The 21,917-nt window shown below is 42.4% G+C and carries 18 protein-coding genes and 1 pseudogene; 10 read left to right on the top strand and 9 right to left on the bottom strand.

Annotated elements, in window-relative coordinates; translation table 11 throughout:
- Positions 1 to 178 precede the first annotated feature (178 nt).
- Both K5677_RS08615 and K5677_RS08610 read left to right on the top strand, forming a co-directional pair.
- The gene (locus tag K5677_RS08615; protein ID WP_296726880.1) at positions 179 to 709 is read left to right on the top strand and encodes a 4'-phosphopantetheinyl transferase superfamily protein; all 531 of its coding nucleotides are present in this window, start codon (positions 179 to 181) and stop codon (positions 707 to 709) included.
- A gap of 326 nt (positions 710 to 1,035) precedes the next feature.
- Complete coding sequence (locus tag K5677_RS08610; RefSeq protein ID WP_024860721.1) at positions 1,036 to 1,281, top strand: IreB family regulatory phosphoprotein; 246 nt, start codon at positions 1,036 to 1,038, stop codon at positions 1,279 to 1,281.
- Between the two features lie 50 nt (positions 1,282 to 1,331).
- On the opposite strand, the gene K5677_RS08605 is transcribed toward K5677_RS08610, so the two are convergent.
- On the bottom strand, positions 1,332 to 2,315 hold the full coding sequence (locus tag K5677_RS08605; protein WP_296726875.1) for a glycoside hydrolase family 25 protein: 984 nt from the start codon (positions 2,313 to 2,315) through the stop codon (positions 1,332 to 1,334).
- Between the two features lie 198 nt (positions 2,316 to 2,513).
- On the opposite strand from K5677_RS08605, the gene K5677_RS08600 reads away from it, so the two are divergent.
- Entirely contained in the window at positions 2,514 to 2,768 is a 255-nt protein-coding gene (locus tag K5677_RS08600; protein WP_296726873.1) for a TIGR03905 family TSCPD domain-containing protein, read from the top strand.
- Between the two features lie 119 nt (positions 2,769 to 2,887).
- Here K5677_RS08600 and K5677_RS08595 read toward each other — a convergent pair whose 3' ends face one another.
- A complete protein-coding gene (locus K5677_RS08595) occupies positions 2,888 to 3,622 on the bottom strand; it encodes an N-acetylmuramoyl-L-alanine amidase (protein ID WP_296726871.1) in 735 nt (244 codons plus the stop codon).
- A gap of 283 nt (positions 3,623 to 3,905) precedes the next feature.
- Between K5677_RS08595 and K5677_RS08590 the strand changes: the two genes are divergently transcribed.
- Both K5677_RS08590 and K5677_RS08585 read left to right on the top strand, forming a co-directional pair.
- Positions 3,906 to 4,472 (top strand): sigma-70 family RNA polymerase sigma factor, encoded by a 567-nt coding sequence (locus K5677_RS08590; RefSeq protein ID WP_296726868.1) that lies wholly within the window; start codon positions 3,906 to 3,908, stop codon positions 4,470 to 4,472.
- A gap of 11 nt (positions 4,473 to 4,483) precedes the next feature.
- Positions 4,484 to 5,539 (top strand): hypothetical protein, encoded by a 1,056-nt coding sequence (locus tag K5677_RS08585; RefSeq protein ID WP_296726867.1) that lies wholly within the window; start codon positions 4,484 to 4,486, stop codon positions 5,537 to 5,539.
- A gap of 78 nt (positions 5,540 to 5,617) precedes the next feature.
- Here the strand turns inward: K5677_RS08585 and K5677_RS08580 are convergent, their stop codons facing one another.
- The 6 genes from K5677_RS08580 to K5677_RS08555 all read right to left on the bottom strand — a co-directional run bounded on the left by K5677_RS08580 (position 5,618) and on the right by K5677_RS08555 (position 11,207).
- A complete protein-coding gene (locus K5677_RS08580) occupies positions 5,618 to 7,351 on the bottom strand; it encodes a hypothetical protein (protein WP_296726865.1) in 1,734 nt (577 codons plus the stop codon).
- Positions 7,348 to 7,929, bottom strand: a complete 582-nt coding sequence (locus K5677_RS08575) for a sigma-70 family RNA polymerase sigma factor (protein ID WP_296726863.1) — start codon at positions 7,927 to 7,929, stop codon at positions 7,348 to 7,350. The genes K5677_RS08580 and K5677_RS08575 overlap by 4 nt, the downstream gene beginning before the upstream one ends.
- 858 nt (positions 7,930 to 8,787) lie before the next feature.
- On the bottom strand, positions 8,788 to 9,018 hold the full coding sequence (locus K5677_RS08570; protein ID WP_296726861.1) for a DUF1858 domain-containing protein: 231 nt from the start codon (positions 9,016 to 9,018) through the stop codon (positions 8,788 to 8,790).
- Between the two features lie 8 nt (positions 9,019 to 9,026).
- On the bottom strand, positions 9,027 to 9,872 hold the full coding sequence (gene nifH / locus K5677_RS08565; RefSeq protein WP_366849180.1) for a nitrogenase iron protein: 846 nt from the start codon (positions 9,870 to 9,872) through the stop codon (positions 9,027 to 9,029).
- A gap of 118 nt (positions 9,873 to 9,990) precedes the next feature.
- Positions 9,991 to 10,866 (bottom strand): radical SAM protein, encoded by an 876-nt coding sequence (locus tag K5677_RS08560; RefSeq protein WP_296726856.1) that lies wholly within the window; start codon positions 10,864 to 10,866, stop codon positions 9,991 to 9,993.
- A complete protein-coding gene (locus K5677_RS08555) occupies positions 10,842 to 11,207 on the bottom strand; it encodes a NifB/NifX family molybdenum-iron cluster-binding protein (RefSeq protein ID WP_296726854.1) in 366 nt (121 codons plus the stop codon). The genes K5677_RS08560 and K5677_RS08555 overlap by 25 nt, the downstream gene beginning before the upstream one ends.
- 281 nt (positions 11,208 to 11,488) lie before the next feature.
- Here K5677_RS08555 and K5677_RS08550 point away from each other — a divergent pair, with 281 nt between their 5' ends.
- From K5677_RS08550 to K5677_RS08535, 4 genes are read left to right on the top strand one after another with little or no spacing between them, the layout of a single operon-like run.
- Entirely contained in the window at positions 11,489 to 12,553 is a 1,065-nt protein-coding gene (locus tag K5677_RS08550; RefSeq protein ID WP_296726852.1) for an ABC transporter substrate-binding protein, read from the top strand.
- The gene (locus K5677_RS08545) at positions 12,553 to 13,473 is read left to right on the top strand and encodes an ABC transporter permease subunit (RefSeq protein WP_296726851.1); all 921 of its coding nucleotides are present in this window, start codon (positions 12,553 to 12,555) and stop codon (positions 13,471 to 13,473) included. The genes K5677_RS08550 and K5677_RS08545 overlap by 1 nt, the downstream gene beginning before the upstream one ends.
- A gap of 26 nt (positions 13,474 to 13,499) precedes the next feature.
- Positions 13,500 to 15,065: a nitrogenase component 1 gene (locus K5677_RS08540; RefSeq protein WP_296726849.1), complete on the top strand. Its 1,566-nt coding sequence runs from the start codon at positions 13,500 to 13,502 to the stop codon at positions 15,063 to 15,065.
- On the top strand, positions 15,065 to 16,402 hold the full coding sequence (locus tag K5677_RS08535; protein ID WP_296726847.1) for a nitrogenase component 1: 1,338 nt from the start codon (positions 15,065 to 15,067) through the stop codon (positions 16,400 to 16,402). Before K5677_RS08540 ends, K5677_RS08535 begins: the two co-directional genes overlap by 1 nt.
- A gap of 177 nt (positions 16,403 to 16,579) precedes the next feature.
- Here K5677_RS08535 and K5677_RS08530 read toward each other — a convergent pair whose 3' ends face one another.
- Positions 16,580 to 20,977, bottom strand: a complete 4,398-nt coding sequence (locus K5677_RS08530) for a leucine-rich repeat protein (protein WP_296726845.1) — start codon at positions 20,975 to 20,977, stop codon at positions 16,580 to 16,582.
- Positions 20,978 to 21,525: 548 nt separating this feature from the next.
- On the opposite strand from K5677_RS08530, the pseudogene K5677_RS08525 reads away from it, so the two are divergent.
- Positions 21,526 to 21,917, top strand: a pseudogene (locus K5677_RS08525) (hypothetical protein); the annotation flags it as partial.

Here is a 21,917-nt window from a genome sequence, read left to right as displayed (position 1 = left end):
AAAAGTTGATATAAAATTAACATTTTTGCAACATTTGTGAGTGGCTGTTTGCTTTTAGCAATTACGGCGTAAAAAAGTCGGAAAATACGCTGTTTGGCAAAAAGGAAAACGGCTCTTTCCATATGATCTCATTGACTAAACAGGCATTTTATGCTAAAATAAGCAAGGGTGATAATATATGCTTATGATCTCAATGATAGATCTGGACAAACGTGAATTTCACAGCCATGCACATAAAATGCTCAGAGAGTGTCTGCGTAAAAAATGCATTGAATACGGCGAGGATACGCCGATCATCAAAGGCAGACTTGGCAAGCCGTCTATTGCAGATCACCCTGATATACATTATAATCTTTCCCATGCCGACGGTATAGCCGCCTGTATGGTTTCGGACTGCGAATGCGGCATAGACTGTGAGAATGTCCGCGATTTCCGTCCGAATGTGATGAAGCGGGCTTTTTCCGAAAATGAGCGTGAAATGGTCGAAAAAGCTCCCGAAGGTGAGAAAGATCTGCTGTTTTTCCGCCTGTGGACTTTGAAAGAAGCCTATGTAAAGGCGCTTGGCATAGGTATTTCCTATCCTATGGACACGGCTGAGTTCAGCTTTGACGGCGAAAAAATCGTTACCGACATCAAGGACTGCCGTTTCCGTCAGCATATACTCAAGGATGGCAGATTTGTGGTATCAATATGTGAAATACTTGTTTAAAGGGTTTTCGTATCTTTGTGGAACATCGGAGCAATAGGACTTTTTTCGCGGTGCTGTGGCTGTGCAAAATTCCTAAAATCAACGGGGAATTTCGTTCAAATCAGGAAAATTTCCTCTCCGCCCTTGCATTGCCGCTGATTTTAGGGTATAATATTATTATAATGAACGTCAAAAATTTGACGTTCATTATAATAAAAAGATTAAAAATGCCTCGCACATTCGCAAACTTACGTTTGCTCCGTGCGTATCGGCAAATAGCAAACGCCAAATCCTTTTTTGTCGTTTGCTATATGTAAATGTATTCCAAGCAGCGGGAGGCTGATATTATGTTCGATAAAACCATGACTTTCTCCGTAAATGAGGACAAAGAAGCTGAACTCAAGAAGAATCTCACTATCATCTACGATGCACTCACAGAAAAGGGCTATAACCCCGTAAATCAGATAGTAGGCTATATCCTCTCGGAGGATCCTACATACATCACGACCTACAACAACGCAAGAAGTCTTATCCGTCATATTGACCGCGATGAGCTTTTGCAGGTTCTGGTAAGGTCTTATCTTAACGCATAAAATAAAGGACGGTCAGTGACCGTCCTTTTTTAGTTCTTAACTATCAGCTCTTAATTCTGCTCGGTGCTTTTCTCGGTTTCCTTTATTTTGCCGTCATATGGCCTGAAACAGATATTCAGGTCTACATCTCCCTCGATACCGGGGACTCTTCCCGTGTTGGAGTACTGCCATATCTTGAAATCATAGTAGAATGATGGCTTTTCTGCATACTCTGCAAGCCAGAAGTCATAGTCCTTTATTCTCGGCAGGTCAAGCTTATGCATTGCAGTTCCTGTGTTCTGATATACCATAGGAGTATATCCCGAGTCCTTAACTCTCTCGCAGAACGCCACACAGCAGTCTGCAAGAGCTTCAACGCTGACATTGTCTGTTCTTGCCGCGTCGTGAACTATCTCCCAGTCGTAAACCACGGGATATGTTATCTTATAATCAGCAAGAGCGTCGATAACTGCGTCAGCCTCTGCTACAGCCTCGTCAGCGTCTGTAGCCTGAGAATAGAAGTATACTCCCACCTTTATGCCTGCGTCAAGAGCCCCCTCGATATTACGCTGAAATGCCGAATCATAGGTAACTATTCCGTCACCGTATGTACGATAGCCCACACGTATGAACGCGAAATCAATATCTGCCTGCTTTACCTGCTCCCAGTCTATCTCGCCCTGAAACTCGGATACATCGATACCTGTAGTAGATACCACCTCGCCGTTTTCCTTGTAGTAAGCATAGCCGTTGCGCATGGTGAGCTCATTAAGATCAATTGTGCTTGCCGGAACGTCTGCATAAACAGGAACGAAAACTTCGCCGTATGTACCGTCGTTCATGAGTATCTTCTTACCGTCAAGCTGATAGAAGGTCTCTTCTTTTTCTATTACCGCTCTCCTGCGTATCTCCTTTGTGCTTGCATTTGCAGGGACAGCCTCGTTTTTGCCGCGGATAAATGCTGCCCATATCAGCAGGATGGTAAGTATCAGGATTATAACAGCTTCGACAAGCGCAATGCTTTTGAAGCGGATACGTCTTTTGTTGTCTGCCATTGTTTTCTCCTTTACAGGTTTTATTTGTCTGTAAGTATATAATACCACATTTTTCGCAGTTTGTAAACCTCAAATTTCTTACAATTTCGTCACTATATGGCGTTTTCACTGAAAATTCATCTTATTTCCATTGACAAGCCCTGACTTATAGTATAAAATTATTATTGCAATATCTATTTTATTACAGGAGAGATCAATATGGAGTACAAGTATAGGACAAAAATGGTCTGTGCTCAGGAGATAAGCTTCAATATCGACGGAGACGTTATTACCAATATCGCTTTTCGCGGCGGCTGCAACGGCAACCTCAAGGCACTGTCAAAGGTCCTTGACGGCTGGACTGTTGAGCAGATAGAGGCAAAGCTCAAGGGCAATACCTGCGGTCAGCGCCCCACTTCATGCGCAGATCAGCTCTGTCTGGCTGTGAGAGAGGCTTATGAGGCACAGGAGTAATAAGAGCTAAGAGCTTAGAACTTAGATCTGAGAATGTAGGGGCTGCCACAGGCAGCCCTGAATCTTACTTGATATATATTTAAATTATGCTAAAAATGGCAGCCTAAGCTGCCATTTTTTCATTTTTTTCGGTTCACAAAGTCACTTATGCCTGTGTACAGCGTGAAAGCTACCTTTTCGCGGTATTCCTCGGTATTGAGCAGAGCCGCCTCCTCGGGGTTAGAGAGAAAACCGCACTCAGCCATTACCGTGGGGTTCTCGCTGTAGTAGCACAGGAAAAGCTCCTTTCCGCAGAGCTTTATCTCACGGCTGTTTTCGGGCTGCAAAAGCTCCTTGAATCGGCTCTGGAGCGCACGTGCAAGGGCTTCGCTGTTCTTATTGCTGTTCGAGTAGAACATCTGGGCACCGCTGTATTTGGCGTCCGTAAACTGGTTCTGGTGTATGGAAATGCACACGGCGCTGTCTGTTTCGTTGAACAGCTTCAGCCTGTTGTCCATGTCAGAGCTTTTCTGCTCCGCGATGCCTGCTATCCCATCATCGTGGATAGACCTGTCAGTGTCACGCGTTACCTTGACCTCATATCCGTTTATTTCCAGCAAGTCACGAAGCCTGAGCAGTATATCAAGGTTTATGCCCTTCTCAGGCACCCCCTCCGCCGATGTACAGCCCCCATCAATACCGCCATGCCCTGCATCAAGCACGATTATGGGCTTTTCATTGTCAAGGTCTGTCAGTGCTGTCGGCAGAGCTCCTTTCTCTGCCCTTTCGGCGATACGCGAAGCTCCGTACAGCGTGAACAGCGCACAGCCGCACAGCAGTGCTCCACTGACTATCTTTCTGTGTGTTTTTCTCATATCTTGTTCTCCTTTAAAGAAATTAGTCACTGAATTATATGGAAAAAACACATTATATATGCAAAATCTGCGATCATATGGTCGGAAATTTTCATGCCTTAGCAAAGCTTTTGATAAGATTTAAAAGGTATTTCCGGATAAGCCAAAATATGTATAACAAGGTATTGAAAGCTTTTTAAAAAAGTGATAAAATATTTTTTGGAAAAAATGTCCTACTTGTTGTCACAAGTACGAGTGTATATAATGAAAGCGATCGCTGAACAGAATAGAAGGAGGAATGCATATGACAGATCAGGAGCTCAAGGAACACATGAAACGATCTCCGGAAGAGTGCATGAGAGCAATTTTCGATGAATACTGCAATTATGTATATATTATAGCTGCAAATAAACTTAAAAGCTGCGGTACTAAGGAAGATATAGAGGAATGTGTGAGTGATGTTTTTACAGAGGTGTTCAAAAAGATAAATTTTATTGGTGAGCGTGAAGGAGACCTGAAAGGATTTATCGGAGTAATTGCCAAGCGCAAAGCAATAGATATGTACAGAAAACTAAATGTAAAAGCTGATAGAACGATTTCTACTGACGATGAAGGCTTCATAGAAATATCGTCAGGCGAAAACATAATTGAATCTGCTGAGATGTCAGAGCGTAATTCCATCTTACTTAATAAAATAAAAGAATTAGGCGAACCTGACACAACGATAATAATAAAACAGTACTACTATAATATGACAGTAACTGAAATAGGAAAAGCAATCTCAATGACAGCAGCCGCAGTACAGAAACGAAGCGTCCGTGCAAGACAAAAGCTGAAAAAGCTGCTTTGTGAAGTCGGCATTAATTATTAAGGAGGGATATTATGAATAAGAAAGACGAAATGTTCAATGAGTTTGAAATTGATCTTGAAACTGCAAACAGAATTGCGAAAGAGTATCCGTCCCTGTCAGATTCAGCCAGAGAAAGGATGTTTAATATGACTAAGAAAAAAATGAATATATCAGATTATACTGATGAGGAAAACAATAACAGCGTATATGGTGTAGAAAGATACAATCGTCCAAGATGGATAAAATTTGTAAGTATGGCAGCGACATTTGCTATAATCGCAGGCGGCATCGGAGGCGGAGGCTATCTGCTCCACAATATGAAGATGTCAGCTCCGCCTGTAAGCTCATCATCAGAGACAGAAGTTACTACCACATCTTCTGTGACAACAAATGTTACCACAACTACAGCAGTTGCTGAGACAACTACAGCGACAACTGAGGCAAAGAGACTGACTCCTGAAGAGGCAGCGCATAAGCTTACAGATAGTTATTGGGATTATGAGTGCTTCTTTGATAGTGTTGCACATACAAAGGCTGATTATGATGCTGAAAGTTTAAAGTTCAATTATACTATGCAGTATGCTGGATATACACCTGATATTGAGCTTACTTATTACAAAACTATTGATGAAAGACTTACAGAGAAAACTATGGACGGTCTGAAGAAGATATACAATACTTATTTCAGCAAAAACTACGATCCATTCTATTCTGTAAATGCTGAATATACCAATAACAATGAATTATTCGGACCTTCATTTACAGCAGATACTCTTCCTGCTGACGGCAAATTGGATCGTGCATATACCTACATCATGTATGAGGGTGAATTATACCAGTATTGTCCGGGTAAAGGCTATTTTGGCGGTTATTATTGGACAGATGAGCAGATAGATATATCTGATGTTACAGAAGGCTCCTTTACATTGAATAGAAAATTTAAAAATGATGGAAATGAGGTATATGAGCCATCAAAGGGCGAAGTAACATTCAGAATAGCATTCGATGAAGATGCTCAGGATTGGAGAATCGAGCAGAAAGATGTTGAATATGAATACCATGATACTTCTTCAGCAGCCGCAGAATGATCCTATAGCTGTGGGATAGGCTGAACATAGAAACCGCCCGAACCTGATGAAAGTTCGGGCGGTTTTTTATATATCATATCAATATGGGTGAGTAAATTCAGTATCAGGCAATGGCTTTGCGTTTTCATTGAAGGCTATCTCGGAATATCCGGTTGCGAATACAGCCTCGCCGTTCTCATTCAGGAAAAGCTGTTTAAGCACGACGCCTGTTTCCTTATCTACCAGCATTTCAGTATAGTCTACAAGCGACATAGGATTATATATAAAATCTCCTGTTTCATCATGGACACCGTCCGAGTAGCTTTCCTGAGAATAGGTCAGAGGAGCTTTGTATCTATCAGGTATATCCGCTCTGAGAAGAAGGCATTCTCTGCCCATATAAGTTTTGCCGTCCTCAACCTTCATAGATGAGATGTCTATTGAACAAAGCTGACTAAGTGCACTGAACGGAGCTCCCTTATATACGCAGTCATTTCTTATTAAAGTATTATATATCGTTGAGTTTTTATACTTCTTTTCAAAATCATCTTCTGAAAGCGTTGTTTTGTCCTTGTTATATTCAATGAATTCATCAGCCTTGAAGTAGCATGAATCACGGTCAAATTTGTAATTTCTGAGCCCCGACATATTCGTATTGCCCGGGAATTCCTCGCCGTAAAGCGCACTGTCGGTGTTTGAGTACAGGGCCTTCCCTTCAAACAAATAGTTGATATTGGAGCGGTAACCATTGGATGAGAGATACGGCTCGCCTATTTCGTACCAGTTTTCGTCCATGATATCATTGGATATGATGTTTACATGGAATGGTTCCTGAGTCCAGAATCCGGTGTCCGCACTGATGTCGAACTGGAATGAGGTGATAGAGTCAGGAGCAATGAGCTCTCCGCTTATTTTGTCGCAGTAATGGAAATTGTTGAGCATTCTGCCGACAATCCCCTCTGTATCGGTCATATCATAGCTTGTAAGATCAACTTCATCTGCGGAATAACTCATATGAGGGACTGATTCATAGGTCTCGGTATAATCCCAGACCTTGTGGATCATGTCATCGAATGGTTCTTCAACTTCGATATAGTTGTTGCTATATATATCTAAAGTATAGATCAGCTCGAATGCTTTCTTCGCGGTGTTGTCGCCCTTGAAAAGCTTTTTCATCTCGCCGTTGTCAAACATGATATAAAAATCGCTGTTTTCAAGCCAACCTTCACTTGTATAGTCCTCGCCTATGAGGTACATATCAAGTCTGAACGGCGTTCCCTGATTATAGATGAACAAACTAACAGGAGAAATATCGAGCTTTGTATCATCGGGCATTTCGTTCCACTGACCGCTTTTTAAAGCCTCTCCCGTTTTCTGCGCTATATCCTCCGGTATTTCATAGATCATCGCATAATCAGGAAAAGGCGTACAGCGCATTCTGTCCCATGAAACAGCGTCGAATATGCTGCCTTCCTCGCCGAGAGACGCAGGCTCTGAGGCAGAAGAGCTGTGCTCGTTCTTGTTGTTAGGGGTTCTGTCTTTCATCAGGTATACGCTGCCTGCGATACCGCCGATAAGTACAGTACAGGCAGCGGCAGCAGACAATACCTTCCACAGAGTTCGCGGACGGTAAGGCTCAGAGCCGCTTACATATTCCTCATGGAGCTCTGAATTGTCTTTTTTTCTTATATCATATTTTTTTCTGCTCATTTCCAGTATCTTTTTCTTTTCATCATCGCTGACAGGCTGGACCTTTTCGGAAAGAGAAGCTAATTCCTTTATATCAGCATTTTCCATAATACCGAAATCTATTTCTTTGCTGCTGTTTTTCATAATTCTGCCTCCTTTAATGTTATATTCACATCGATCAGTTTGTCCTTTAGCTTTTTTATGGCACGGGAACATCTTACTCTGACAGCGGCAGGCGCAAGAGAAACATTTTTCGCTATTTCATTTGATTTCATACCATAGTAGTATTTTTGTATGATAATAGATGAATCAGGCTCGCCCAGTTCCTCTACTAGCCGCAGAAGTGTCCTGCGGAGATCGGCTCTTTCGGCATTGTCAGCAATATTCTCGCTGTCTGTTATACTGTCTGCTCCGCTTTCCTCCAGTGAAAAGGTCCTGCCGTTTCTGCTGCTGAGGCTGTGGAACATATTGATCGCCTTTCTTATCGCAACTGTGCTTATAAATTCTTTGATATTGCTTTCGCCCTCAGAAATGTTGTCAAAGTATTCAAATACATCTGCAAAAACATCGCTGACGCATTCTTCGATGTCCTCCTTGACAGCACAGCTTCGCAGTTTATTGAAAACTATAGTGTAAACATAGCTGAAGTATTCCTCAAACAGCGTATCCTGTGCTTCTCTGGGAGATTTGTTGAATAGAATGTGGTATTCCTTGTCTGTCATGACAGTTCTCCCTCCTTTATTTGAAAAGTAGTTATGCGCATTTCTGCTTTCATTATATATACTCAAAGTGACATCAAAAAGTGTAACAGAATGATCTGTGTCTGTTTTGACATTTACCTTCTAAAAAATTATTAATAAAAATATTATAGAATAAATAAAAATCGTTGTCAACTGATTTTGCGTTCAATAATGCTCTAACATTCGACGAAGCTGCTAAGTATCGGAGGATCGAGCAGACTGATCCTATAGCTGTGGGATAAGCTGAACATAAAAACCGCCCGAACCTGATAAAAGTTCGGGCGGTTTCTTATTTTTCTTCGGTATCAGTCATGATGTCATCTTTGGAAACTGTTTGGGGATGAAACACTACAGTCCCTGTTTCTGTACTAATGAAATACATATCGTTTTCAAACAGTTTTTTCAGCAAGCTAATGGAACTCTTTATCATCATGATCAACACCTTTTTATATTTCTTATGGCACATATTATTACGGAAGGTCATTTAAGAACGTTCAGTTCAACATCGTCCTGCTTTCCACATCCGCTCTGTACAAATGAGCACTGAGCGGAAAATGTGCTGTATGGAATACTTACTTGTTACCATTTGTACAGCTCCTTTCCTGTGTGGTATGTATATATGATGTACCAACTAAATCTTGAATCTGATACTTGACAAAAATGAAATTTCTCTGCGTTGCAAAAGCTTGAAATACGGAAGTATTCCTGCACTTTTGTGCCTTGATAAATTCCATTTTTGTCTTCGTCTGAACTTCAAGATTTAATTGTCATATCAATATTATAACCCGTATTTTATATTTTGTCCAATCCGAATGATTTATCGGAAGCTATAAAAACAGGCTATATATTATCAGAGCTTATTATAGTATTAAGCTGTGCAACGAGGTTTTCTGCATCAAGTCCGTGAACATCTGCCGCATCGCTGATAGTCTCAACACCCGACGAGGGACAGCCCAAACAGTGCAGACCGATACTGAAAAGCAGCTCCGCAGTTTCGGGGTGAAAGAGTACAAGATCACCAATATTTGTATCAGCAGTTACTGTTTCAACTCTGTCTATATCTATTTTCATGGTACACCTCAGATGTGATAGTTTGGTTCCTTGATAGAGTCAAAAAGACCGTATTCAAAGAGTATTTCCTCAAGGCGCTCCTGAGAAAGGGGCTTAGGGATAACGAACTGTGTATTTTCTTCTATCTTCCTTGCAAGCTCGCGGTACTCGTCAGCCTGCTTTGCATCGGGCTTGTGGTCGATGACAGTCTTTTTGTGTATCTCTGCACGCTGAACCTCATTGTCACGGGGAACAAAATGTATAAGCTGAGTTCCCAGTTCTTTTGCAAATGCTGCAACAAGCTCGCGCTCACGGTCAACATTACGGCTGTTGCAGATGATACCGCCGAGACGTACACCGCCCTGTTTAGCATAGCGAGCGATACCCTTTGAAATGTTGTTTGCCGCATAGAGCGCCATCATCTCGCCGCTTGCAACGATGTATATCTCCTTAGCCTTGCCCTCACGTATCGGCATTGCAAAGCCTCCGCACACAACGTCGCCGAGAACGTCATAGAATACATAATCAAGGTCATCTGTATATGCGCCGAGACGTTCAAGAAGTCCGATAGATGTGATGATTCCGCGTCCTGCACAGCCTACACCCGGTTCGGGACCGCCTGATTCTACGCATCGTGTGCCGCCGTAGCCTTCCTTGAGAATATCCTCAAGTTCAATGTCCTCACCATTTTCACGGAGAGTATCAAGAACCGTTCTCTGAGCAAGTCCGCCGAGCAGCAGTCGTGTGGAGTCAGCCTTCGGATCACAGCCAACTACCATGACCTTGTTTCCTCTTTCAACAAGTCCTGCTGTGAGATTCTGAGTTGTAGTGGATTTACCGATACCTCCTTTTCCGTAAATTGCGATCTGTCTTATTTCCTTAGCCATTTTTATTCACCTTTCATTCTTGTATTTTTTAGGATAAACTGTACCGCTGCGAGCAGAGAGATGCAGCGGCACAGTACAGGATAAAGTTCCTGCGGACATGAAACTGTCAGCCGTGTGAGAATGTATCCTTATGCGCGATACGCTTCAGATATATCTGGTCGCCGTAGTCCTTTTCGCCGGGAACTCCTATAGCGTCTGCACGGCACCTCTGACAATGCCTGAATACATCTATGTATTTTGAAGCCTTAGCCCTGACTGCCTCTATCTGAGCGCAGGTGGGCTCGGGATAGTCCTTCAGCTCATTCTGAGGTATCAGCGGGATAATATTGTAGATCGAAGCGCCTGCTTCTTTCACAGTTTTCGCTATCTCCTCGATATGCTCATCATTTATGCCGATAACAAGCACTGTATTCACCTTTATGGTAATGCCTGCCGCACTGACTTTTCTTATGCCTTCAAGCTGATTTTTAATGAGTATCTCAACTGCTTCGACTCCTGTGTAATGCTTGCCGTGCCAGAGTATTCCACGGTTCAGTTTAGCCTCTATTTCGGGGGCAACTGCATTGACTGTGACCGTCAGTGAATCTATATCGGCTGCGATTATTTCGTCTGCCTTTTCAGCAAGGAGAAGTCCGTTTGTGCTCATACACTTGATCAAATCGGGAAACTCCTTTTTAATAAGCCGAAATGTTTCAAGAGCATAGTCAGAAGCCAATGTATCTCCCGGACCTGCAATTCCTGCAACTTTTATTGCAGGGCAAAGTTCCAGTGATTTTTTGATGACGTCTATTGCTTCTTCGGGTTTTATCACCGTTGACGCAACTCCGGGACGCTTTTCGTAGTCGTTGATGCGCCTGTCACAGAAGCGGCACTCAATATTACAGGTGGGACTTATGGGAAGATGTATTCTTCCAGTTGAACCTTTCTTTCCTCGTGCGTAGCATGGGTGCTTGTCGGTCAGTTCTTCGTAGGAGATCGCCATTCGTCCACCTCCCACAGCCTGTCGGCTATTATTTTTTCAATAAGCGGCTCAATAGGGAACGGTGCTTCGTAGACTGTAAGTCCGCGGCTTTCGAGCTGCTGTGAAGCGCCTGAGCCTATCTTTGCCACAAGCACCGCATGAACATCGCTGAGTACATCTATCACCTTGTCAAATGACGAGTCATTGTGATAATGTCCCTGACAGACACGCTCAACCTCTCTTGTGCCGATGAAATTATAATTATTATCATCGATTTCGATTATATGAAATCTCTCTGCATGACCAAAATGCTGATTTACGACGATACCGTCGGTTGAAGCGACAGCTATTCTGTACGCCATATTTTTCCTCCTTTGCTTTAGGGTATGTGATTATTATACATGGACAAATCAGCTCTGTCCAATACTTGTTACTGAGACTTGATTATTGGGAAAACCGATACCCACTCTTTTATACATTTAAATACAACGGAATTATCGCAAGCTTTATCCTGCTGTATCCCGATATCGATTTTTCTGAGAATCAATGCTCAAAAATAACAATTGGACAGATATAGGATTATGTGATAGACTAATAAACGTAGTAAACAGATGTGCTAACTATGAAAGGATTGAAAAGAATTATGAAAAGAACAAAAGCTTTATTTGCAGCAATACTGCTGTTTGCTTCGGCAGCAGCAGGCTGTGCGGAAAGAAGCACTTCGGTGAGTGACTCGCAGGTACAAGGTACTTCGCTGAAGGTAGGGTATCTGCCGTCACCCGGACATCTTCTCTATTTTGTAGCTCAGGAGGAGGGCTTGTTCAAAGATGAAGGACTGAACACAGAGCTTGTCATGTTCGGTGAAAACAACAGTGAGCTTGCAGCTCTTGAATCCGGAAAAATCGACGTCGGCGCATTCGGTTCAAGTGAGCTTATTACATTTCTGGCTGACGGACATGACATAACAGTATTCGGCGGTGCTATGATCGCCGGTCATGGACTTATTGTCAAGCCCGAGCTTGTTAAGGGAATACCGCAGGAAGACTGGTCTCTGGAATTGCTTAAAGGCAAGAACATAGGCGTTGAGGGTGTGGATTCGGGACATATCGTTTATCGTTCCGCAGCGAAAAAGCTCGGACTTGAGGATTCGATACACTTCAATGTATTTGCCGACGGCGCAGATGCTTACAACTCGCTGAAAAATGATGATATAGACGCAGCGGTGCTTTATGCACCTTATCGTATCCTTGCTGAGGACGAGGGCTATGTCATTCTTTCAAACAGCGGTAAAGTCTCAGGCTTTGAAAATCATGTATGCTGCCGTCAGGCTTCACTTACCTCCTCACTTGAGAAAGATCCCGATACTTACGAGGCATTTCTTCGGGCGCTTATACGTGCTTATCGGTTTTATATGACAGAACCCGATAAAACTATAAAAGACGTTCAGAAATATGTTGATGTTGAAGAAGGATCGCTAAAAAAGGATACTTATGAATATGATTCGCAGATCGCAAATCCCGATCCTGATATCACAGGCATGAAGAATTTTTATGATGCGCTTGTAGATACGGGATTTGTGGAAGAATTCGATATATCGCAGGGATTATCCGCTGAGCTTTATGATAAGGCATTGAAAGCCGTTGCAGCTGAATTACCTGATGATGAGGTATATAAGTATCTTCTTGAATATCATAAGGAGAGAGACTGATGGAAAGGCTTAAAAGGCTGATCTCAACGGCGCATCTTCTGTTTGCTGCGGCAGTTCTTGTGCAGTTCCTTCCGACAAAAACAAAAAAGCTCGGTGATCCGATATATGCTGTAAAGCTATTACTGCTGCTTGAAGTATTGTTTATTGTTCTTACATTAGTAAAGCCTGCTCAGAAAGATCATAAGACACAGAACGGTGTATTCGGCGTTATTTTCGCTTTTCTTGGTATCTGGACGCTGCTTACTGCTAAACTGGTCATTATTCCGCAGGATATTTTCAAAGCACCTGATATTGTTGCAGAGCAATTTGTAAAGGACCTTCCGCGGTTGATGAATGATCTGGCTGCAAGTATGATAACTATTACTATAGGGTATGTCCTTGCGCTTGCAACTGCAATACCCATAGGTCTTTTTCTCGGCTGGAATTCTCAGATCGGTAAAGTAAGTGAACAGGTTGCGAATTTTTTAGGATCAATTCCGCCTATCGTATTTATTCCGTATTCACTTGCATTGCTTCCGACCTTCAAAAGCTGTTCTGTCTTTGTCATTTTCATTACAGCTTTTTTTCCGATACTGTCAGGAAGTATGAGCGGTGTACAGAATATAAGTGAGCAGACTGTCAACAGTGCAAAGGCGCTTTGTGTATCAAAACCCACTATGCTGTTCAGGATACTTTTGCCTGCTTCACTGCCGCAGATATTTGACGGCTGTAATATGGGACTGCTGCTCTCGTTCATACTTCTTACCTCCGCAGAGATGATAGGCGGAAACAGCGGTATCGGATTTTATATACAGTATTATACTAATTTCGGGAATTTTACACGAATAATGGTTGGGATCGTATTCCTCGGAACGGTAGTAACATTAGTTACCAATCTGGTGAAAACTATAGAAGCGTATCTGCTGCGCTGGAAAAAATAACAGAAATAAACTGAAAGGAAATAAATATGGCAAAAAATATACAACTTGATCTTGAAACAGTTGAGAACCGTGAAATGCGTCTTGGTTCGATAATATCATGGGACGGAAAAGCTTCAGAGCTTGTGGAGCTGTCACGTTATGAGGAACGTGCACTCAAACATAAGGGCTGTCCCGGTGCAGGAAAAAACGGCGAGGGCTGCCGCTTGTGCGAGCTTAATATGCCTTTTAATCAGCAGAGTATGTGCGCGAATTCCATTGCAGCCTGTCAGGCAGGTAATATCCGTGACTGCGTACTTATACAGCATTCGCCTGTAGGCTGTACAGCGAGAAATCCGGAATTCAATCTGGCATTCCGCAACGGTCTTGAACGCCGTGGCATAGAGCCTCGTAATATCAATATAATGACCACGAATCTGCTTGAAAATGATATGGTGTTCGGTGCATCGGAAAAGCTGAAAAAAGCCGCAAGAGAAGCTTTTGAACGCTATGCTCCCAAAGCTATCTTCTTTTCGATGAGCTGTTCTACGGCTATAATCGGCGAAGACCTGAGCAGTATCGCATCTGAAATGGAAGATGAACTGGGAATACCTGTTGCACCTATGCAGTGCGAGGGCTTCCGTTCAAAGCACTGGTCAACAGGCTTTGATATTTCACAGCACGCTGTTCTGAGGCATATCGTAAACAAGCACCCCAAAAAGCAGCCTAATCTCATAAATATCGTTGCACTTTGGGGTACTGATTACTTTACTGATATGCTGAAGCCTCTTGGTCTGAGGGTGAATTATATCATGGATATAGCAAGCTTTGACGAGCTTGCACAAACCTCAGAAGCAGCTTGTACTTCAACATTCTGTCATACTCTTGGTTCTTATTTTGCTACTGCTCTGGAGGAAGTATATGGTGTGCCTCAGATAAGAGCGCCTCAGCCATATGGTTTTGCAGGAACTGATGCGTGGCTCCGTGCTATCGCCAAGCAGGTAGGAAAAGAGAAGGAAGCGGAGGAATTCATTGCAGCCGAGCATGAGCGTGTCAAGCCTAAAATAGAAGCGCTGAGAGAAAAGCTGAAGGGCGTAAACGGATTTGTGCTTACAGGCTCGTCCTATGCGCACGGTCTTATATCGGTTTTACGTGATCTTGGAGTTACAGTTGACGGCTCAGTAGTATTCCACCACGATCCTGTTTATGACGGGGGATATGAGGAGCAGAACACGCTGAAGACTCTCGTGGACAACTACGGTGATATTCCGAATTTTACTGTCAGCAAATGTCAGCCATTCCAGCTTCCTGCACTGCTTAGCCGTGTGAAAGCGGATTTCATTATCATTCGTCACAATGGACTTGCTCCCAATGCTGCAAGAATGGGTATACCGTCTTTTGCTATAGGCGATGAACATTTCCCTGTAGGATATGACGGCATGATACGTGTAGGAGAAGCAGTTCTTGAAGTCCTTGCGCGTAAAAAAATGAATCAGGTGCTGAAACGTCACGTTGAACTGCCGTACAGTGACTGGTGGCTCAGTCAGAAGGATCCGTTTATTCTGGCTAAGCACCCTGAGGTGCTTGACGAAACAACTAAGGAGGTGAAGGACTAATGGCTAAGAAAAAGCATACAACGATAACTCATCCTCATTATGCGTGTGCCATTGGTGCAGCGTATACAGTATCGGCTATCCCGGGAGCAGTTCCCATAATCAACTGTGGTCCCGGCTGCGTGGATCAGCAGTATTTTACCATGTCATTCTGCAACGGCTTTCAGGGCTCTGCAGGTGCAGGCGGAGACGATATACCAAGTACTAATTCGGGTGAAAACGAGATAGTCTTCGGCGGTGCAAAGAAACTGGACGGAGTTATCAAGTCAGCACTTAAAATTATGAAAGGCGAGCTGTTCGTGGTGCTGTCGGGCTGTTCTCCGCAGCTTGTGGGAGATGATGTGGCATCAGTAATAAAGCCGTACCGTGAACAGGGCTATCCGATCGTCCATGCCGAGGTCCCCGGATTCAAGGGAAACAATCTATGGGGACATGAGGAAGTTGTTCTTGCAATAATAGATCAGTTTGTAGGAGAGGCAAAGAGAGTTCACCGCCGCAGGAAGCTTATCAATCTATGGATGGGAGCTCCATACTTCAATACATTCTGGCGTGGGGATATGATAGAGATAAAACGTATTCTCGAAGCGGCAGGCTTTGAAGTAAACGTATTTTTCGGAAGCGAAAGTGCCGGCGTTTCTGAGTGGAAGAGTATTCCGAAAGCGGCGTTCAATCTTGTGCTTTCTCCGTGGCTGAACCTGAGAGTGGCAAAGCACCTTGAGGAAAAATACGGTCAGCCCTATCTGCATATACCTGTTATCCCTGTCGGCGAGGAGGCAACGACTGCTTTTCTGCGTCAGGTCGTGGAATTTGCAGGTGTAGACAACACAAAAGCCGAAAAATTCATAGAAAAGGAAGCTAAAAGATACTATTATTTCTTCGACCATTTTGCAGACTTTTTTGCAGAATACTGGTTCGGATTCCCCTCAAAGTTCACTATTGTCGGCGATGCAGCATATAATGTCGCGCTCTCTAAATTTCTCGCAGATCAGATAGGACTGATACCTGTCGGACAGATAATTTCTGATAATACGCCTGTAAAATACCGCGAGGAGGTTGCTGCTCTTTATGACGAGCTCTCCGAAGGCGTTTACGGAAATGTAGAGTTTATCGAGGACGGTTATCTCATTGAGCAGAAAATATCCGAATATGATTTCGGCAGCAGTACACCGCTTATACTCGGTTCGTCATGGGAACAGGATGTAGCAAAGGAAAAAGGGGCTGTGCTTGTGGAAGTCGGTACGATAGCTACTGAAGAAGTAGTCCTTAACCGTACATATATTGGGTATACCGGAGCGCTGCAATTTATTGAAAAAATATACTCCGCAGCGGTAGGCGGTTGATCCTTCCGATAATTTGCAGCATCTTCCGCGCTGTGTGGAGTTACCCTCGGCGTTCCGCAATATTATTTGACAGTCTCAGTCGGCTATTGATTTTAAAATGATCAGTCACTGAACTATATTGGAAAAATATACTGTATATGAAAAAATCTCCGACCATATGGCCGGAGATTTTCATGTTTAATCAAAGCTTTTGATAAGCCCTAAAAGATATTTCTGTATGCGAAGAGCATCATTGACTGTCAAGCCGTTTCCGTCGGTATCAGCGGATTTGAAGCCGGCAGAGGTGATATGTGTCGGACTTGTTCCGGTGACTCCGTATTTATTCGGATTTGCAAGTGCCTGCATGATCAGAACGGCATCTGACATATCTAACTCGCCGTCACCGTTTGCATCGCCGCGAACAGTTACTGCTGCCGGTGTTGATGAAGTGGTTGTGGAAGTTTTAGGAGCAGTGGTCGTTGATGTCTTAGATGTAGTAGTTGTTGTTGTAGTTGTCTTAGTTGTTGTAACAGTTGTGGTTACCGTAGTGGTTCCTGTTACTGCCTTTTCAGCAGTAATATGCTCGATCTTATAATCATCAGAGCCGTATTCAACGAATTTTATATTGTTTTTTGTTGCATATTCCTCAGCGTAGCTGCCTTTCTTACCATAAATAGTAAGGTTTGTACCTCTGAATACACTGCCGCTGATCTCTGTAACACTTTCAGGGATATACAGCTTTTTAAGACCTGAACAATACCAGAAATCATAATAGTTGATAGACTTTATTCCTTCAGGCAGAATGATCTCGTCAAGGAATGAGCATTCTGCAAATCCTACCTCAGGAACGATGTCTCCGCCTGTCAGTTCAACTCTCTTGAAGTTAAACGGAATAGCTGCTATACAACCGCCATAGTCGTTATCCGGATCGTTTCTGTTATAGCCGTGATGAATGAATCTGTCCTCATATTGAGCAGGGAATTTACCGCCCTGATTTGCGCCTTCATAATCAAATAATGAATAAATGAAGTTTGCTTTTTTCAGACCTGGTTCACTGCCTATAAACGGTATTGAAAGCTCTTCAAGGCTCTCACACTTATTTATGATCGTGTGACCGATCTTTTCTACAGATGTAGGGATAACAAGCTTCTTAATGCTGTGACACTCCTGGAAAGCACGTGTGCCAATGCTCTTAATGCCGTTTTCTATTTCAAAGTGCTGAAGTGATACACAGCCAATGAAAGCAGTATCTCCTATACCCTGGACAGTTCCGGGGATCTTTATGTTGTCAAGTGAAGAACAGTAAGCGAACGTTCTTCCGTTGATAGTTTCAAGATTTTTGGAGATGTGTAAGGTTTTAAGCTTTGAGCACTCTCTGAATGCACCGTTTCCTATTGTTTTGATATTGTCTGTAAGATTAAGCTCTGTGATATTATTGCAGCCGAAAAATGCGTTTACACCGATGTTTTCAATAGAATCAGACAGAGTGATCTTATCAAGGAATGAGCAGTATGCAAATGCGTTTTCAGGGATAGTATCACCGCCTGTGATCTCTATCTCTTTAAGCTCAAACGGAATTGCACTTACATGATTTGGTGCCCATATACTCTCGTTAGTATCATCGGGACCCATTGAGCAGAAGCCGTGGTGAATGAATTTGTCCTCGTATTCACTGTCGAATTTGCCTCCAAGTCCTGCGCCTTCGATATTGAAGAGCTGGTAGATAAGAGTACCTGCCGCAGTGTCTCTTGTAGCTCCTGCAAATGGCAGACTAAGCTTTTTGAGATTCATACACTTGTTGAATGCACCTGAGCCGATCTTTTCAACAGACTGAGGCAGAGTGCATGATGTCAGCTGGTGGCACTGACCGAATGCATATGCACCAACTTCAGTAACTCCGTCATGTACCTTATAATCACCGAAAGGCAGTGAGCGGCAGTTTTCAAAGGCGCTGTCTCCGATCTTTGTGATCGTTGGAGGAATATCAACTGCTACCTTTCCTTCGTTGGGCGAGCCCTCATATGTAATAGATTTAAGGTTTGTACAGTTTTTGAAAAGTCCGTTTCCTATGCTTGTGAATATGATATCTTTTTCAGCTACGTCCTTTGTTGTGCGTTCACCTGTGTCAAGATCGAATGTATCAGGCACACATGGCTCAAAGATGACCTGTGTAACCTTATCAATGGCATTTTTTGCTGCGCCTGCTGTTAAAGAATCGTCCATGTCGCCGTAACCTGTAATGAGCATAGTGCCATCGCCATATACATGGTATCCGATATGCTCTCCCAGAGCTCCGCTTGCAAGAACCTTGTACTGTGGATTTACAGGCAATGTTGAAGTAACATACGGCTTTGTTGTTATTACATATGTAGTAGTAACAATAGGTGTACCACTGTCAATACTTGTTTTGTTATGAGAATATTTAATATTTCCGTCATCGTCCTTGGTCTCTTTAAGGTTTTCTTCAATTGTTTGAGGAGCATTTTCTACATTGACAGTTCCGCTGGCAACTTTTTCTGAGTATGCTGTTATTGTATACGGGTGTGAACCATTGTCACAGAATACAGAAGCATAACCGTTACCGTCAGTAGAAACTGTAATTCCATCAACATCAATTTTGGCGTCTACAAGAGGATACCCCGACTCGCCGATAACGTGGAAGGTCGTTTTATACTTGTAATAATTACAGCCTCCTGCTTCCATGCCACAGTGATCCGATATATGGAATGAAGCTATTCCAAATTTGCGAGTTATAACAGGCAGTTCAAAATCAAAGCCTATTATAGTTGCAGTACAAGACAGTCCGCATACAAGTGCAAGCCTGTATGTAAGACAAACATTACAGCCATGCAGTTTTTCCTCATCAGATTCATATATAAATACGGTTTGTGCATCATTGCTTGATGCTCTGCTCCACTTTGAATCAGTATAATTGCCGTCCTCGTCTTCATTTCCCAAAGTAAGCTCAAGACCGAGAGAAGCTTTCAATCCAATACTCGCAATTTTTTTGTGGATCAGATTCATTTTTGGATCAAATACAAATCTAATAGCGACCTTTCCTTCTCCTTGGATCGAAGGTTTGCTTACTGACTCTGAATCATCACCTATCGACCTGATATGTCGGCCATTATCAAATTTTTCTTTGTTGTCTAATTCAAATCCGTAAGTATGTGAGAATTCTATTGAAATAGTGATCGAACCGCTAAGTTCAAATTCGATTCTTGGATCAGTGCTTATAAGCACACCTGGAATAGGCGTCGTGAAAGAGAGGTGTAAAAGCTTGATCTCTTTATTAATGCAATCTTCTGCTTTCCTCTCGTGCGCTTCTATTATTCTATTAGCAAGCTCTCCTGGCTTTGCATCATAAATGGATTTGTCTGTTTTTGCACCAAATGTGAAAGATGCAGATAATACAACTTTAGGTGTGATAGAGAAAGTAACATTTATATGAGTGAACTTTTTATAGAAATTCAGTTTTATCTCAAATCCTATCGTACCTGACAGATCAGCATTTCCAAGTTTATCATCAAGATTATCTACAAGTTTTCCAATAATGCCTTTACCGATATCCAAACTTGGATTTGAACTGTATTCATATGAAGCATTGTATCTTTTTCTGCCATTTCTGAAAGCGATTTCAGCATCAGCAGGCAAAGTAAACTCAGTTTCATCTTCATGACCGACAACTTCAAAATCTTCGTCCATATCAGATGTGTCAACATTCATCTGCGCTTCATCTTCGGTTTGCTCTATCTTGATGAAATCAAACATGTCATCGATATCCTGATCGAGACCTGTAACGGTGGTGATATTTCCGTCCGTTTCAACAGAATCGACGGCTACAGCGATTATATCGTCTTCATTCGGCTGTATGTACAGATACTGACCGTATTCTATTGATACTATTTCAGGATCGGCATTCTCAAAAACGAAAACATTTGAATCATAATCAGCTGAAACGAGGATGTTTTCATCTTCTGTGGTCTCAGCCTTGACGGTATCTTCGTTGAGAACTATGAAGTTTGTCTCTTCGGATTCGTCAAAATTGATGACCTGTGCTTCAGGGAAATCATGGATATCTGCCGTGAGGATCTCCTGCATTTCCTTTGTGTATTTGTTTAGGACAAATTCGTTTGATATTTTTTTGCCCTTTTTATCGCTTAAATATGCCTTTACAATAAAATACTCAGGAAGCTTTACGTTTTCGAGTTTTTCATTTGTTGCAACATATTCGCCTCTGGCAACAGGAAATGCTTTTGTGTAAGCTGTTTCACCGCTGATCTCATCTGTAATGATCACATTGATATTACAATCGGTGGTTTGTGAAGAACATATAGAGATATCGCCTGTTTCAGCATTGAAATCAAGAGATGAAACAGAATAAAGAGCTGTATCTGCTTTAATGTCAGCTAAATTCTGCTGTTGGTTCGACATTTGGGTGAGATACTTACCGAGTGAGTTGGAACCTGTCAATTCATAGTCAGATTTTGTGATCTCATTTTTAGCGCTGTTTGTTCCGCTGCTTGTACCTAAAGAGGTGACAAGGGAAGAACATATTGCTAAGCTGAGAATTCCGGAAAAGACTTTTTTTAGCATACATCATTCTCCTTTTTTAATGTGATTTTTTTCATTTTTACCTCCTATAAATTTATTGATAAAACTATTATAAAAAATATTCAAAAGCTTGTCAACTTATAAATTGCTATTATACAATATTTCAGTTTTTTGCACAATTGGAAGAATCTCGACCTCACATCTGCCTGTTAATTTTGTGAACTATTTTCAGGTTCATCTAACACATAATAAAGTTAGAGACAGAATAGTTTCCTGATAGAAGCTTTACGCTTGATCAAAGCTTTGGGTAAATGCAAATTCAATATCAGCTTTATGGCTTAGATTACCTCCGAACCTTGCTCACTTAGTATTGTCCGAATATAAAACGTCAACTTTTTAACTATAAGCCGTTTTGTTTAAAAAGAATTTTTTTACTCTTTTTAATTACATCAAATATCTCGTTTTATCCACCTTTGTATCACTTTTTTGTGTTGACACCACCATTAAATAATATTACAATATTTACAGTTCCATAAACTTACGGGGATATTATTTGTGGAACGAATATTAAAATTTGGAGGAATTACTTAATGGGAATGCGAAGTAAACTCAAGACTGCATTATCAGCAGTCATGGCGGGAGCGATGCTGGCAGGCACAGTGTCATCGATCCCGGCACCTGTACCGATGGTGGCAGACGCTGCCAGTGCGTGCAGCATCAACACAAACAAAGAGTATCAGACGATCCGCGGCTTCGGCGGAATGAATCACCCGGAATGGCAGAGCTACAACGCTCAGAACGGAGCTCCGGGAGATATGACAGCCGCACAGGTGCAGACAGCGTTCGGAAATGGCGACAATGAGCTTGGTCTGACGATCCTGCGTATCTTCGTAAGCGATGACAAGAACGCATGGAAGAACGCTATCCCGACAGCTCAGAGAGCACAGAAGCTTGGAGCAACTGTGTTTGCAACACCGTGGAA

The sequence above is a fragment of the Ruminococcus sp. genome (assembly GCF_024684275.1).
This window is presented reverse-complemented; position numbering and strand designations above follow the sequence as displayed.

Coding starts and splice junctions, on each gene's coding strand:
- K5677_RS08615 (WP_296726880.1), top strand. CDS start 179: ATGCTTATGATCTCAATGATAGATCTGGACAAACGTGAATTTCACAGC.
- K5677_RS08610 (WP_024860721.1), top strand. CDS start 1,036: ATGTTCGATAAAACCATGACTTTCTCCGTAAATGAGGACAAAGAAGCT.
- K5677_RS08605 (WP_296726875.1), bottom strand. CDS start 2,315: ATGGCAGACAACAAAAGACGTATCCGCTTCAAAAGCATTGCGCTTGTC.
- K5677_RS08600 (WP_296726873.1), top strand. CDS start 2,514: ATGGAGTACAAGTATAGGACAAAAATGGTCTGTGCTCAGGAGATAAGC.
- K5677_RS08595 (WP_296726871.1), bottom strand. CDS start 3,622: ATGAGAAAAACACACAGAAAGATAGTCAGTGGAGCACTGCTGTGCGGC.
- K5677_RS08590 (WP_296726868.1), top strand. CDS start 3,906: ATGACAGATCAGGAGCTCAAGGAACACATGAAACGATCTCCGGAAGAG.
- K5677_RS08585 (WP_296726867.1), top strand. CDS start 4,484: ATGAATAAGAAAGACGAAATGTTCAATGAGTTTGAAATTGATCTTGAA.
- K5677_RS08580 (WP_296726865.1), bottom strand. CDS start 7,351: ATGAAAAACAGCAGCAAAGAAATAGATTTCGGTATTATGGAAAATGCT.
- K5677_RS08575 (WP_296726863.1), bottom strand. CDS start 7,929: ATGACAGACAAGGAATACCACATTCTATTCAACAAATCTCCCAGAGAA.
- K5677_RS08570 (WP_296726861.1), bottom strand. CDS start 9,018: ATGAAAATAGATATAGACAGAGTTGAAACAGTAACTGCTGATACAAAT.
- K5677_RS08560 (WP_296726856.1), bottom strand. CDS start 10,866: ATGGCGATCTCCTACGAAGAACTGACCGACAAGCACCCATGCTACGCA.
- K5677_RS08555 (WP_296726854.1), bottom strand. CDS start 11,207: ATGGCGTACAGAATAGCTGTCGCTTCAACCGACGGTATCGTCGTAAAT.
- K5677_RS08550 (WP_296726852.1), top strand. CDS start 11,489: ATGAAAAGAACAAAAGCTTTATTTGCAGCAATACTGCTGTTTGCTTCG.
- K5677_RS08545 (WP_296726851.1), top strand. CDS start 12,553: ATGGAAAGGCTTAAAAGGCTGATCTCAACGGCGCATCTTCTGTTTGCT.
- K5677_RS08540 (WP_296726849.1), top strand. CDS start 13,500: ATGGCAAAAAATATACAACTTGATCTTGAAACAGTTGAGAACCGTGAA.
- K5677_RS08535 (WP_296726847.1), top strand. CDS start 15,065: ATGGCTAAGAAAAAGCATACAACGATAACTCATCCTCATTATGCGTGT.
- K5677_RS08530 (WP_296726845.1), bottom strand. CDS start 20,977: ATGCTAAAAAAAGTCTTTTCCGGAATTCTCAGCTTAGCAATATGTTCT.